This is a genomic window from Streptomyces sp. NPDC001717, from assembly GCF_042892775.1.
Lineage (GTDB): Bacteria > Actinomycetota > Actinomycetes > Streptomycetales > Streptomycetaceae > Streptomyces.
Genome location: NZ_JBIAUK010000005.1, coordinates 16,537 through 30,582, shown reverse-complemented (window position 1 = coordinate 30,582; position 14,046 = coordinate 16,537). Strand labels below are relative to the sequence as shown.

The 14,046-nt window shown below is 73.0% G+C and carries 10 protein-coding genes; 4 read left to right on the top strand and 6 right to left on the bottom strand.

Annotated elements, in window-relative coordinates; genetic code table 11:
• Positions 1-8: 8 nt before the first annotated feature.
• From mraY to rsmH, 6 genes are all read right to left on the bottom strand, one after another.
• Positions 9-1,079: a phospho-N-acetylmuramoyl-pentapeptide-transferase gene (mraY, locus tag ACFYZL_RS11430; protein WP_376660688.1), complete on the bottom strand. Its 1,071-nt coding sequence runs from the start codon at positions 1,077-1,079 to the stop codon at positions 9-11.
• Positions 1,076-2,494 (bottom strand): UDP-N-acetylmuramoyl-tripeptide--D-alanyl-D-alanine ligase, encoded by a 1,419-nt coding sequence (gene murF, locus ACFYZL_RS11425; protein ID WP_384756076.1) that lies wholly within the window; start codon positions 2,492-2,494, stop codon positions 1,076-1,078. Before murF ends, mraY begins: the two co-directional genes overlap by 4 nt.
• Positions 2,491-4,185 (bottom strand): UDP-N-acetylmuramoyl-L-alanyl-D-glutamate--2,6-diaminopimelate ligase, encoded by a 1,695-nt coding sequence (locus ACFYZL_RS11420; RefSeq protein ID WP_388678217.1) that lies wholly within the window; start codon positions 4,183-4,185, stop codon positions 2,491-2,493. The genes murF and ACFYZL_RS11420 overlap by 4 nt, the downstream gene beginning before the upstream one ends.
• Before the next feature lie 37 nt (positions 4,186-4,222).
• Entirely contained in the window at positions 4,223-6,205 is a 1,983-nt protein-coding gene (locus ACFYZL_RS11415; RefSeq protein ID WP_384758990.1) for a peptidoglycan D,D-transpeptidase FtsI family protein, read from the bottom strand.
• Positions 6,206-6,574: 369 nt separating this feature from the next.
• Entirely contained in the window at positions 6,575-7,171 is a 597-nt protein-coding gene (locus ACFYZL_RS11410) for a hypothetical protein (RefSeq protein WP_388678214.1), read from the bottom strand.
• On the bottom strand, positions 7,168-8,127 hold the full coding sequence (gene rsmH, locus ACFYZL_RS11405) for a 16S rRNA (cytosine(1402)-N(4))-methyltransferase RsmH (RefSeq protein WP_384758218.1): 960 nt from the start codon (positions 8,125-8,127) through the stop codon (positions 7,168-7,170). The genes ACFYZL_RS11410 and rsmH overlap by 4 nt, the downstream gene beginning before the upstream one ends.
• Before the next feature lie 247 nt (positions 8,128-8,374).
• On the opposite strand from rsmH, the gene ACFYZL_RS11400 reads away from it, so the two are divergent.
• The 4 genes from ACFYZL_RS11400 (at position 8,375) to ACFYZL_RS11385 (ending at position 13,918) form a co-directional block, all read left to right on the top strand.
• Positions 8,375-8,989 carry a beta-class carbonic anhydrase gene (locus ACFYZL_RS11400; protein ID WP_384758215.1) on the top strand — a complete coding sequence of 205 codons (615 nt, stop codon included), beginning with the start codon at positions 8,375-8,377 and terminating at the stop codon, positions 8,987-8,989.
• Positions 8,990-9,126: 137 nt separating this feature from the next.
• Positions 9,127-10,137, top strand: coding sequence for an AAA family ATPase (locus ACFYZL_RS11395; RefSeq protein ID WP_388678209.1), 1,011 nt, complete (start codon positions 9,127-9,129; stop codon positions 10,135-10,137).
• A complete protein-coding gene (locus ACFYZL_RS11390) occupies positions 10,137-11,507 on the top strand; it encodes a DUF58 domain-containing protein (protein WP_388678206.1) in 1,371 nt (456 codons plus the stop codon). Before ACFYZL_RS11395 ends, ACFYZL_RS11390 begins: the two co-directional genes overlap by 1 nt.
• A complete protein-coding gene (locus ACFYZL_RS11385) occupies positions 11,504-13,918 on the top strand; it encodes a transglutaminaseTgpA domain-containing protein (protein ID WP_388678203.1) in 2,415 nt (804 codons plus the stop codon). Before ACFYZL_RS11390 ends, ACFYZL_RS11385 begins: the two co-directional genes overlap by 4 nt.
• The last annotated feature ends 128 nt before the right edge of the window (positions 13,919-14,046 follow it).

Genomic DNA, 14,046 nt, shown 5'->3' with positions numbered 1-14,046 from the left:
GGTGGTGCTCACTTGTCGGCTGCCCATCCCGCGTAGAAGAGACCGAGGCCCACGATCACGCACATGCCCTGGATGATCCAGAACCGCACGACGACGAGGACTTCGGACCAGCCCTTGAGTTCGAAGTGGTGCTGCAGTGGTGCCATCCGGAAGACGCGCTTGCCGGTCAGCTTGAAGGAGCCGACCTGGATGACGACCGACATGGTGATGAGGACGAAGAGGCCGCCGAGCAGGGCGATCAGGAACTCCGTGCGGGAGCAGATCGCGAGACCGGCGAGCGCGCCGCCGAGCGCCAGCGAACCGGTGTCGCCCATGAAGATCTTGGCGGGCGAGGTGTTCCACCACAGGAAGCCGAAGCAGGCGCCCATGAGGGCCGAGGCGACGACCGCCAGGTCCAGGGGGTCGCGCACCTCGAAGCAGGCGTTGGGGTTGGTCAGCGTGGCCGCGTTGGCGCAGGACTCCTGGAACTGCCACACACCGATGAAGGTGTACGCGCCGAAGACCATCACCGCGGCGCCGGTGGCCAGGCCGTCGAGGCCGTCGGTCAGGTTCACGCCGTTGGACATCGCCAGGATCATGAACAGCGCCCAGACCACGAACAGCACCGGGCCGATCGACCAGCCGAAGTCCGTGACGAACGACAGCTTGGTGGAGGCCGGGGTGAGCCCGCGCGAGTCCTTGAACTGGAGTGCGAGCACCGCGAAGGCGATGCCGACGATCAGCTGGCCCGACATCTTCGCCTTGGCCCGCAGACCCAGCGAGCGGCGCTTGACGATCTTGATGTAGTCGTCGAGGTAGCCGACCAGCCCCATGCCCGCCATCAGGAACAGGACCAGCAGGCCCGAGAAGGTCGGCTCACTGCCCGTGATGACCTTCGTCAGGACGTACGCGACGATCGTGGCCAGGATGAAGGAGATACCGCCCATGGTGGGCGTGCCCTTCTTGCCGGCGTGACCGCGGGGGCCGTCGTCGCGGATGAACTGGCCGTAGCCCTTGCGGGCCAGCAGCTTGATGAGCAGCGGCGTGCCGATGACCGTGAGGAACATGCCGATGACACCGGCGAACAGGATCTGCCTCATCGGCCGGCGACCTCGCCCTCGAGCAGCGCCAGCGCCACCCGCTCCAGACCGACCGACCTGGAAGCCTTCACCAGCACGACGTCACCCGGGCGCAGTTCACTGCGCAACAGGTCGACCGCCGCCTGCGCGTCGGACACGACCACCGACTCCTCACCCCACGAACCCTCGTTATATGCGCCCAGTTGCAGCCAGGACGCTTCCCTGCCCCCGACTGCGACGAGCTTGCTCACGTTGAGCCGGACGGCGAGCCGTCCCACCGCGTCGTGTTCGGCGAGCGATTCGTCACCGAGTTCGGCCATGGGACCGAGCACCGCCCACGTGCGCCCCCCGTTCGCCCTGGCCGGGCCGCCCATCGCGACAAGTGCGCGCAGTGCGGCCCGCATGGACTCGGGATTCGCGTTGTAGGCGTCGTTGACGATCGTCACACCGTCCGCCCGCTCGGTGACCTCCATCCGCCACCGTGACAGCGTGCCCGCCCCGGAGAGCGCGGTGGCGATCTCCTCGACGGACATTCCCAGTACATGGGCTACGGCGGCCGCGGCGAGCGCGTTCGACACGTGGTGCTCACCGTACAGCCGCAAGGTCACATCGCTGCACCCGGTCGGTGTGTGGAGTGTGAAGGAGGGTTGGCCCGAGGGTGTCATCCGGACCTCGGTGGCCCTGACTTCGGCGTCGTCGGCCTCGCCGAACAGGACGGTACGGGCCTTGGTGCGGGTGGACATCGCCCGTACCAGCGGGTCGTCGGCGTTGAGGACGGCGATGCCGCCCTCGGCCTCGGCCGGCAGGGCCTCGACCAGCTCTCCCTTGGCCTGTGCGATCTGCTCGCGGCCGCCGAACTCGCCGATGTGGGCGGTGCCGACGTTGAGGACGAGGCCGATCCGGGGCGGGGTCAGGCCCGTGAGGTAGGCGATGTGACCGATCCCGCGGGCCCCCATCTCCAGTACCAGGTGGCGGGTTTCGGGGGTGGCCTTGAGCGCGGTGAGCGGCAGGCCGATCTCGTTGTTGAGGGAGCCGGGTGTCCACACCGTGGGCGCGTGGGTCTGGAGCACCTGGGCGATGAGGTCCTTGGTGGAGGTCTTGCCGGCGGAACCGGTCAGGGCCACCACGTCGGTGCCGAGCCGCTCGACGACGGCGCGGGCGAGTGCGCCGAGCGCCTTCTCCACGTCGGGGACGACGACGGCGGGCACGCCGACCGGCCGGGCCGCGAGGACTGCCGCGGCTCCGGCGGCGACCGCGCGCTCGGCGTAGTCGTGGCCGTCGACGTGCTCGCCCTCGAAGGCGGCGAACAGGCTGCCGGCCTCCACCTGGCGGGAGTCGATGACCACGGGCCCGCTGATCCGCACCGACGGATCCGGTATGTCGTGGGGCCGCCCGCCGGTGATGTCGGCGATCTCGGCGAGGGAAAGGGGGATCACTGGTTCACCTCGGCCTGTCGGGCGCTGCTCTGCTGGGTCTCGATGGCCGCGCGGAGCACCTCGCGGTCGTCGAAGGGGCGTACGACGCCCGCGGTGTCCTGGCCCTGCTCGTGGCCCTTGCCGGCCACGAGCACGGTGTCGCCGGGCTCGGCGCGCGCGACGGCCGCGGCGATGGCCGCGGCCCGGTCGGCGTCGACGAGGACGGTGCCCCGCTCGGCGGCCGGTACGGACACGGCGCCCTCGAACATCGCGGCGAGGATCTTGAGGGGGTCCTCGGAGCGCGGGTTGTCGGAGGTCAGGACGGCCACGTCGGCGTACCGGGCGGCCGCGGCGCCCATGGGGCCGCGCTTGGTGGTGTCGCGGTCGCCGCCGCAGCCGAGCACGATGTGCAGCTTGCCGGTGGTGACCTCGCGCAGCGCGCGCAGCACCGACTCGACGGCGTCCGTCTTGTGGGCGTAGTCGACGACGGCCAGGTACGGCTGTCCCGCGTCCACCCGCTCCAGCCGGCCGGGTACCCCGGGGACCGCGGCGACGCCGTCGGCGGCGGTCTGCGGGTCGAGTCCGGCGGCGGCGAGCGTGACGATCGCGGCGACGGTGTTGGCGACGTTGAACGGACCGGGCAGCGGCGCGGTGGCCCGTACGCGCTGTCCTTCGGGGCCCAGCAGGGTCAGCGTGGAGCTCGCCGGCCCGAAGACCACGTCCTCGGCACGCCAGTCCGCGGCCGGGTCGCCGACCGCGGAGAAGGTGACGAGCGGGACCGTGGCCTCCTTGGTGAGGCGGCGGCCGTACTCGTCGTCGAGGTTGACCACGCCCAGGCGGGAGCGGCGGGGGGTGAAGAGCCCCGCCTTCGCCTGGAAGTAGTCGTCCATGTCGGTGTGGAACTCCATGTGTTCCGGGCTCAGGTTGTTGAAGACGGCCACGTCGAAGACGCAGCCGTCGACCCGGCCGAGCACCAGGGCGTGGCTGGAGACCTCCATGGCGACGGCCTCGACCCCGCGTTCGCGCATGACCGCGAAGAGGGCCTGGAGGTCGGTGGCCTCGGGGGTGGTCCGCTCGGACTTGATGCGTTCGTCGCCGATGCGCATCTCGACGGTGCCCACGAGCCCTGTGCGGCGGCCCGCGGCACGCAGGCCGCCTTCGACGAGGTACGCCGTGGTGGTCTTGCCGGAGGTTCCGGTGATCCCGATCTGGAGCAGGTCCTCACCGGGCCTGCCGTAGATGGCGGCGGCGAGCTCGCCCATCCGGCCGCGCGGGTCGTCGACGGTCAGGACGGGCAGTCCGGTGGCGGCCGCGCGCTCCTCCCCCGCGGGGTCGGTCAGCACGGCGGCCGCACCGAGGCCGGCGGCCTGGGCGGCGAAGTCGGCGCCGTGCGTCCTGGCTCCGGGGAGGGCCGCGTACAGGTCGCCCGGGCGGACGGCACGGGAGTCGTGCGTGATGCCGGTGATCGCGGCGGCGTCCGGTTCGGGCAGCCCCAGCAGGGCTGCCAGCTCGCCGAGGGCGCTCTGGCGGACGGACTCGGGCCGCGGCGCTCCCGGCGGCACTGCCGGGGCGTCCTTCTGGGTGGTTCTGGGCTGATCAGCGTGGGGCACGGCGGTGAGCGTACCGGGCGCGGCGGGCCGCCCGCGAAGTGAGGGCCCGGCCTCGGAGCCGTCGGCCGACTGGTTCCCCGTTTTCGGGGTGATCGTTGTCACTGGTGGTGCCTCGCGCTTTTCGGGCCGGTACGGCCGGTCACCGAGCCGGCTGCGCAGCGGGCTGCTGGCCGGGTTCGTAGGTGACCGGAAGTCCGGCGGGGGCGGATCCGGTGGGGGCGACCTGGAGGGTCTTGAGGGCGAACTCCATGACCTTCTTGTAGATGGGGCCACAGATCTGGCCGCCGAAGTAGCTGCCCTTGGTGGGGTTCTGGATGGCGCAGTAGACGGTGATGCGGGGGTTGTCGGCCGGGGCGAAACCGGCGAACGAGGCGGTGTAGCCCTTGTAGCGGCCGGTGGCCGGATCCACCCGGTTGGAGGTGCCCGTCTTGCCGCCGACCCGGTAGCCGGGGATCTTCGCCTTGGTCCCGGTGCCCTCCTGGTCGTCTACCACCGATTCGAGCATTTCGGCCAGGGTCTTGGCGGTCTCCTTGCTGATGACCTGGTTCTGCTCGGGCGCCGGGGCGGGCGTGAAGCGGCCGTCGGGGCCCTTGGTTCCGCGCACGAGCGTCGGCTCGATGCGCAGGCCGCCGTTGGCGATGGTCGAGTACACGGAGGCCGCCTGCATGGCGTTGAGGGACAGGCCCTGGCCGAAAGGAATCGTGTACTGCTGGGAGGTGGACCAGTCCTCGGGCTTGGCGAGGATGCCCCGGGACTCGCCCGGGTAGTTCAGGCCGGTGGGCCTGCCGATGCCGAACTTGGTCAGGTACGAGTACAGGACCCGGTTGGCCTCGGGCTGGGTGGGGGCGAGCTGGCCGGTGGCCAGGATCGTCCCGATGTTGGAGGACTTGGCGAGGACCCCGTTGAGGGTCAGGTACCAGGTCGGGTGGTCGATGTCGTCCTTGAAGAGCCGGTCGCCGCGGTGCAGCCGGTTGGGGACCTCGACGTGCGTCTCGGGCGTCGCCTTCTTCTCCTCCAGTACGGCGGCCATCGACATCACCTTGGCGGTGGAGCCGGGCTCGTACACGTCCTGGAGGGCGGCGTTGCCCATGGCGGTGGAGCGGGCCCGGGTCAGGTCGTTGGGGTCGAAGCCGGGGGCGTTGGCCATGGCCAGCACCTCGCCGGTGCGGGTGTCCTGGACGACGACGTAGCCGCGGTCGGCGCCGGACTTCTCGACCTGCTCGGCGATGGCGCTCTGCGCGGCCCACTGGATGTCGCGGTCGATGGTCAGCTCGACGTCCTCGCCGGGCACGGCGGGCTTCTCGCTGGAACCGGCCGTGGGGACCTTGCGGCCGCCGGACTGGGCGTAGGTGATCTCGCCGTCCTTGCCGGACAGCTTCTTGTCGAGGGAGGACTCCAGCCCGCCGGCGCCCTTGCCGTCGGCGTTGACGTAACCCAGTATCCCGGCGGCGAGGTCGCCGTTCGGGTACACGCGCTTGCTGCTGTCCTCCTTGAACACGCCCGCCAGGACGTTGGCGCCGGGGCCGTTGTTCTTCTTGTCGGCCGCGGCCTTGTCGGCGAAGACCCGCTTGAGGTCCTTGATCTGGTTCCACACCTGCGGGGTCTGGCGGTGGGCCAGCACCACGTAGCGGGAGTTCTTGGTCTTCAGCTTGGCGGTGAGCGCCTTGGCGTCCGCGCCGAGGATGGGCCCGAGGAGGGCGGCGGCCTGCTCGGGGGCGTCGGGGGCCTTGCTCTCCTGCGGCGTGAACATCTTCGGGTCGGCGGTGATGTCGTACGCGTCGACGCTGGTGGCCAGGGCCACGCCCTTGCGGTCGGTGATCTCCCCGCGTTCGGCGGCCAGCTTGACGCTGGTGTAGCGGTTCTTGGAGGCCTCGGCGGAGAAGGCGGAGGCGTCGACGGCCTGCACCTGGAGCAGTCGGACGACGAAGGCGACCATGACCAGCGTCAGCCCGACGCCGACGAGACGCAGCCGGGGGCGGGGGCTGCCGAGCCGGATGGTGTGCGGTGTGCGCTGCGCGGCGGGGCGACGGGTCGCGGGCCGCGATGCGGGGCGGGCCGTGGCACCCCCGCGCGGCCGCCCCGGCCCGGGCACCCGCCGGGGGTCCCGCGGCGCGGGGCTCACTGGGCCACCGCCGCCAGGCCGCGCCGCTGCACAAGCACGCCCGGGCTGCGCCCGGACCCCCTGGGGCTCCGCCCCGGACCCCGCTCCTCAAACGCCGGAGGGGCTGGGTTTTGGCCGCTGCCGTCCGCCAGGCGCGGCTGTTCTGCCCGCAGGGCGACCCCAGCCCCGCCGGGGGCAACTTCAGCCCCGCCGGCGTTTGAGGCGCCGCCGGAGGCAAATCCAGCCCGTCCGGCGTTTGAGGACCGGGGGTCCGGGGGCGGAGCCCCCGCGGGGTCCGGGGCGGAGCCCCGGGGTCGGGTCCGGGCGGAGCTCGGGGAACGGTGGAAGGGCGGGGTGGGGAAAGGCCCCGCAGGGATCCGCGTCACGACGTCACCTTCCAGGAGCGGGCTGGGGCGCGGGGGAGGATCCCCCGGGGGTCTGGCTCGGAGCAGCGGCGGAAGCCGAAGGCGGCTGGGCCGGGGCCTGGCCCGGGGCGGACGCCGCGGCGGACGGCGGCGGCGACGGGGCCGGTGGGGGCTCCGCCTCGGCGGCGGTGCCCGCGACCTTGCCGTCCGCGCCGATGAAGACCGGGCTGCCGCCCGGGACCAGGCCGAGCTCCTGCGCCCGCCGCTGCAGGGCGTCCGGCGCCGAGTACCCGTCCACGTCCCGCTGGAGCGCCTGCTCCTCGTCCGTGAGCGTGGTGGTCTCCTTCTTCAGCTTCGACAGCTGGAAGGAGCCCTCGTTCAGCGCCGAGTTCAGCAGCAGCAGGCTGATGAGGCCGCCCGCGAGCAGGGCCACGACCAGCAGCACGAACGGCGTCCGCGCCGCCTGCCCTCCCGACCGGGCGGGCCGGGCGGGCCGGACGGGCCGCGCCGGCCGGGCGTCGCGGACCGGCCGCCCGCCGAGCGCCCGACGCGTCAGCGTCGCGAACTTCCCCGGCCCGGCCCCGGCCTTGGCCCCTGCCCCTGCCCCGGCGGCTTTCGTCACAGTCGCGCCTCCCGGATGCGCTCCACCCCGCGGAACCTCGCCGGCGCGGCCCGCCGGTTCTCGGCGACCTCCTCCTCCGTCGGCAGTTCCGCCCCGCGCGTCAGCAGCTTCAGCTTCGGCTGGTACTTCTCCGGTACGACCGGCAGCCCGGGCGGGGCCGTGGAGGTGGCGCCCTCCGCGAAGACCTGCTTCACCAGGCGGTCCTCCAGCGAGTGGTACGAGAGGACGGCGATCCGGCCGCCGACCGCGATCCGGTCCACCGCCGCCGGGATCGCCCTCTCCAGCCCGGACAGCTCTCCGTTGACCTCGATGCGCAGGGCCTGGAAGGTCCGCTTGGCGGGATTGCCGCCGGTCCGCTTGGCGGCCTGCGGCAGCGAGTCGCGGATCAGCTCCACGAGGCGGGCGCTGTTCGAGAACGGCTCCTTCTCGCGTTCCCGGACGATCGCCGACACGATCCGCTTGGCCTGCTTCTCCTCGCCGTACTGGCGCAGGATCCGTACGAGCTCGCCGGGCGCGTAGGTGTTGAGCACCTCGGCGGCGCTGATGCCCGTCGTCTGGTCCATGCGCATGTCGAGCGGGGCGTCCTGCGCGTACGCGAACCCGCGGTCGGCCTCGTCGAGCTGCATGGAGGAGACGCCGAGGTCGAAGAGGATGCCCTGGACGGTGGGGATCCCCAGGTTGTCGAGGACCTCGGCCAGGTCGGCGTAGATCGCGTGGACGAGGGTGGCCCGGTCGCCGAAGGGCGCGAGGCGTTCCCCGGAGAGCCGCAGGGCCTCCTTGTCGCGGTCGAGGCCGATCAGGTGCGCCTCGGGGAACCGGGTCAGCAGGGCCTCGCTGTGGCCGCCGAGGCCGAGGGTGCAGTCGACGACGACGGCCCCCGGCTTCTGCAGCGCCGGGGCCAACAGGTCCAGGCACCGCTGGAGCATTACCGGGACATGTCGGGACTCGCTGGTCAAAGCGCCCTCTCAGATAACGGCGCGGCAGGCATACGCCGCGCCGCGCACGCGGAGTGTTACCAGGGGGCCGGGCGGCCGGTGAGGGCCGGGCTCCGGCCGGTTCGCGTCACTTTAGTGCAACGGTCGCCGCGGTCAACGAACCGCCCCGCGTGCGGTGCGCCCCTCTCGTACGGAACCCGCAAATGCCGTGAACCACCCGTACGGCCCCCTCCTGCCACCCCTGTGGATTAGCTCACAACAAAACCGGTTGACCTTCTTTGTCCGTCCTCACCCGGTGCCCGGACCAGCTGTGACCACTAACGTCGTATCCATGACGACTTCCGCATCCGCGCCCGCCGAGTCCGCACACAAGGCTTCCGTCGGAGGCACCGTCACCGACCGACTGGTCGAGGCGAACCGTGCCTACTCGGCGGAGTTCACCGATCCGGGAATGGACGCGCGCCCCGTGCTCCAGGTGGCGGTCGTCGCCTGCATGGACGCCCGCCTCGACCTGCACAAGGCCCTCGGCCTGGAGCTCGGCGACTGTCACACGATCCGCAACGCGGGCGGCGTGGTCACCGACGACACCATCCGCTCCCTCACCATCAGCCAGCGCGCCCTCGGCACCCGCTCGGTCATACTCATCCACCACACCGGATGCGGCCTCGAACGTCTGACCGAGGACTTCCGGCACGAGCTGGAGGACGAGGTCGGCCAGCGCCCCTCCTGGGCCGTCGAGGCCTTCCGGGACGTGGACCAGGACGTTCGCCAGTCCATGCAGCGCGTCCGCACGAATCCCTTCCTGCCCCACCGCGACGATGTGCGAGGCTTCGTCTTCGACGTGCACACCGGACTCCTGCGGGAGATCGATCCCAGCTCTTGAGTGACACAAGGCCGTGAAGCCGTCAACAATGCGGGGAGACGCCACCCGGGACCTCCCGGGCCGGTGTCCGCGTTTTGGGGTGGGCCGGTCATGCGCCAAGGGCGTCGGCCCTGGATTTTGGGCCGAGGAGTACCAAGGTGACGACGTATGACGACCGAGCGAGCCTCGCGGATCTGACGAGCACGGCGGAGCGGGTGCGCCACTCGGTCGAGAGCGTGATCGAGGGCAAGCCCGAGGTCGTCCGCCTCGCGCTGACCGTGCTCCTCGCCGAGGGACACCTGCTCATCGAGGACGTCCCCGGCGTCGGCAAGACGATGCTCGCCAAGACGCTCGCCAAGTCCATCGACTGCTCGGTGCAGCGCATCCAGTTCACGCCGGACCTGCTGCCCTCCGACATCACCGGCGTCAGCATCTACGACCAGCAGCGCCGCGAGTTCGAGTTCAAGCCCGGCGCGATCTTCGCGCAGATCGTCATCGGCGACGAGATCAACCGCGCCTCCCCCAAGACCCAGTCCGCGCTGCTGGAGTCGATGGAGGAACGCCAGGTCACCATCGACGGCACCACCTACACGCTGCCGAGCCCCTTCATGGTCGTCGCCACCCAGAACCCGGTCGAGATGGAGGGCACCTACCCCCTCCCCGAGGCCCAGCGCGACCGCTTCATGGCCCGCGTCTCCGTCGGCTACCCCGGCCCCGAAGCCGAGCTGCAGATGCTCGACGTGCACGGCGGGCTCTCCCCGCTCGACGACCTGACGGCCGTCGCGCACGCCCACGAGATCGTCAAGCTCATCGAGGCCGTCCGCGAGGTGTACGTCGCCGAGCCCGTCAAGCGGTACATCGTCGACCTGGTGTCCGCCACCCGCACCCACCCCGACCTGCGCCTGGGCGCCTCGCCCCGCGCCACCCTGCACCTGCTGCGCGCCGTGAAGGCCTCCGCCGCGCTCGCCGGCCGTGACTACGTCCTGCCCGACGACGTCCAGGCGCTCGCCGCCCCGGTCCTCGCGCACCGCCTGCTGCCCACCGCGCAGGCCCAGCTGAACCGGCGCACCGCCGAGCAGGTCGTCGCCGACATCCTGCAACGCACCCCCGTACCGGCCGCACACCACGGCGGCGAGATGCCGCCCGGCGCCGGCCTCCGGGGCTTCTGATGAGCGCCGGTGCCCCGCGCGGCGCCGGTGGCGAGGACAGCGGCGGCGGGCTGCGCGCGTCGCTGTCCGGCCTGACCACCCGCGGCCGCTCGTTCCTGGCCGCCGGGATCGCCGCCGCCGCGTGTGCCTACGTACTGGGCCAGAGCGAACTGCTGCGGGTCGGCCTGCTGCTCGTCGCCCTGCCGCTGATCTGCGTCGTCGCCCTGCACCGCACCCGCCACCGGGTGTCCGGCAGCCGCCGGTTGAGCCCCGGGCGGGTTCCCGCGGGCGCCGAGGCCCGGGTGCAGCTGCGCATGGACAACGTGTCGCGCATGCCCACCGGACTGCTGATGCTCCAGGACCGGATGCCCTACGTACTGGGCCCGCGCCCGCGGTTCGTCCTGGACCGGGTGGAGCCCGGCGGGCGCCGCGAGGTGTCCTACCGGGTCCGCTCCGACCTGCGCGGCCGCTACCCGCTGGGCCCGCTCCAGCTGCGCCTGACCGATCCCTTCGGGCTGGTCGAGCTGACCCGCTCCTTCAGCACGTACGACACGCTCACCGTCATCCCGCGCACCGAGCCCCTGCCGCCGGTCCGGCTGGCGGGCGACTCCTCCGGCTACGGCGACGGCGGCCGCCGCTCGCTGGCCCTGGCCGGCGACGACGACGTGATCCCCCGCACCTACCGGCGCGGCGACGACCTGCGCCGGGTCCACTGGCGCTCCACCGCCCGCTACGGCGAGCTGATGGTGCGCCGCGAGGAACAGCCCCAGCGCAGCCGGGCCACCGTCCTGCTGGACACCCGCGACGTCGCCTTCGAGGGCGCGGGACCCGACTCCGCCTTCGAATGGGCCGTGTCCGCGGCCGCCTCCTCGCTGGTGCACCTGCTGGAGCAGGGCTTCTCGGTGCGGCTGCTCACGGACACCGGGACCTCGGTGCCCGGCGAGGGCGCCGGCGGCTTCTCCTCCGGCGGCCACGAGTCCGCGGAGGCGGCCGGTCTGATGATGGACACCCTCGCGGTGATCGGGCACTCCGACGGCGCGGGGATCTCCCGCGCACACGACGCGCTGCGCGGCGCCGGCCAGGGCGGCGGATTCGGCGGCGACGGCCTCCTCGTGGCCTTCTTCGGGGACCTGGACGACGTACAGACGGAGCTGGCGGCCAGGATGCGCCAGCGGGCCGGGGCCGCGGTGGCCTTCGTGCTCGACTCGGCGACCTGGGCCGGCGAACCCGCGCTCGCGCAGGACCTGCCCTCGCCGGCGGAGCGGCTGCGCAGGCTGCGCGACGCGGGCTGGACGGCGGTGGCCGTCCCGCCCGGGGCGGCCTTCGGCGAGCTGTGGCGACACGCCGGGGCCGCTCCCCTCGGCACGGCAACCTCCGGAGGACGCGGATGAGCGGGCGGGCGAGACTGACGCTGTTCGCGGCACTGGCGACCCTGCTCACCTCGTGGTCACTGACCCCGCTGGTGCAGTCGTCGGCCTGGCTGCTCCAGGCGGCGCTGCTGCTGGCCGTGCAGAGCGCGGTGGGGGCCGGGGCCCAGCGGGTGCCGCTGGCCCGGTCGCTGACCGTGGCCGCGCAGGCCCTGGTGTCGCTGCTGGTGCTCATGTTCGTGTTCCTGGGCAAGGGCGAGTCGACCGGCCAGGGGCCGTTCGCCTACCTCGTCACGGACTTCGGGGCGCTGTACGCGCAAGGCGTGCAGGACGTGAACGAGTTCGCGATCCCCGCCCCGCTGACGGACGGCATACGGCTGCTCCTGCTGTCCGGGGTGCTGCTCATCGGACTGTTGGTCGACACGCTCGCGGTCACCGCACGGACCGCCGCGGCGGCCGGCCTGCCGCTGCTCGCGCTGTACTCGGTGGCCGCGGGCCTGTCGGGTGGCGGGAAGGCCTCCTGGTTCTCCTTCCTCCTGGCGGGCTGCGGCTACCTGTTGATGCTGCTCGCCGAGGGCCGCGACCGGCTCGCCCAGTGGGGCCGGGTCTTCGGCGCGGCCCCCCGGGACCGGGTCTCGGCCTCCACCGGCCTGGGTGGCGGTACGGGCGGACACGCGACGGCCCCGGTGCGGACCGGGCGGCGGATCGGCGCGGTGGCGCTCGGGGTCGCGTTGGCGGTTCCGGCGGCGCTGCCCGCGCTCGGCGGCGGACTGCTGGGCGCGCGGGGCGAGGACGGCGGCGGCAGCGGTGTCGGCGGGACGATCTCGGCCGTGAACCCGCTGGTGTCCCTGCAGAGCAGCCTGAACGCACAGGACAACCGGGTGGTGCTGAAGTACCGCACCGACAGCCCCCAGCAGAGCGACCAGTACCTGCGGATCCTGGCCCTCGACGAGTTCAACGGGGTCAAGTGGGAGGCGTCCGGGCGGGCGTTGACCGACGTCCCCGAGCAACTGCCGAAGCCCGCGGGGCTCAGCCCGGCGGTCCGGGCGGGCGCGATCGAGGTGCGGACGAGCGTCTCGGCGGCGGACAGCTACACCCAGCGCTACCTGCCGATGCCGTATCCGGCGACGCAGGTGGACATCGGCGGGAAGTGGCGGTTCGAGCCGGAGGGCCGGACCCTGGTCGGCGACCAGCTGGCGAAGGACAGGTTCCAGAACGTCCAGGGCGCGCAGTACACCGTACGGAGCCTGCTGCTGAAGCCGACGGCCCAACAGCTCTCCAAGGCCCCGGCACCGGATGCGGCCGTCCTGGCCGAGTACACCAAGCTGCCGGACGACCTGCCGCCGGTGGTCGCGGAGACCGCCCGCCAGGTGACGCAGGGGGCGAAGGACAACTACACGCGGGCGGTCCGGCTCCAGGACTGGTTCGCGGTGAACGGCGGCTTCCGCTACAACACGAAGACCGCCTCGGGCACGGGTTCGGAGGCGGTCGCGAAGTTCCTCGCCCAGAAGGAGGGCTTCTGCGTCCACTTCGCGTTCTCGATGGCGGCGATGTCCCGCTCGCTGGGGATCCCGGCGCGGGTGGCCGTGGGCTTCACGCCCGGCGAGAAGCAGGCGGACGGCAGCGTGAACGTCTCGATGCGGGACGCGCACGCCTGGCCCGAGCTGTACTTCGAGGGCGTGGGCTGGACCCGGTTCGAGCCGACGCCCCGGTCGGGCATCACGGTTCCGGACTACTCCCGCCCGCAGGCGCAGCCGGCTCAGCCGTCCGCGCCGGCGCCGCTGCCGTCGGCGAGCACGCCCGCGCCTTCCGCCGCCCCGTCGCAGGCGGACGACTGCCCGCCGGACATGAAGAAGCTCGGCGAGTGCGGTGCGGCCAAGGCGGCTCAGGGCTCGACGGGTGGCGGCGGGCCGTCGGCGACGACGGTCGCGCTGTGGGCGGGTGCCGCGCTGGCGGTGCTGGGCCTCCCGCTGCTGCCGATGCTGTGGCGCGGCAGGCTGCGGGCGCGCCGGCTGGGCTCGGGTGACGTGCTGACGGCCTGGCGGGAGCTGGGTGACGCGGCGTGGGACGTGGGCGTGCCGCCGGACGGGGCGCTGTCCCCGCGGCGGGCCGCGGCGCGCGTGGTGGACCTGGGCCGGCTGGAGCCGGACGCGGCGGCTGCCGTGCACCGGGTGGCGGGCGCGGTGGAACGCTCCCTGTACGCGCCGCCCGGCGCGGAGGACTCGTACCCCGGTCTGGCCTCCGACGTCCTGCTGGCCCGCGCCGGCCTCCTGTCGGCGCTGTCCCGCCGGTCGCGCCTGCGCGCGCTCCTGCTGCCGCGCTCGGCGGCCCGCCTCTCCTGGGCCGTCTCCGCCCGCTGGTCCTCCGCGACCACGGCGGCGTCGGCCCGCCTGGCGGCATTGCGCCTGCGTCGCCCCCTCCGGGGCCGCGGCTGAGGGGCGGGACGGGCCCTGCGGGCGGCCTGCCCCTCCCCGCCCTTCCACCGTTCCCCGGGCTCTGCCCGGACCCGGGGGGGCCACTCACCCCGCCCGGGCGGGTGACGCGCCCCCCGGCCGGGGGGAGG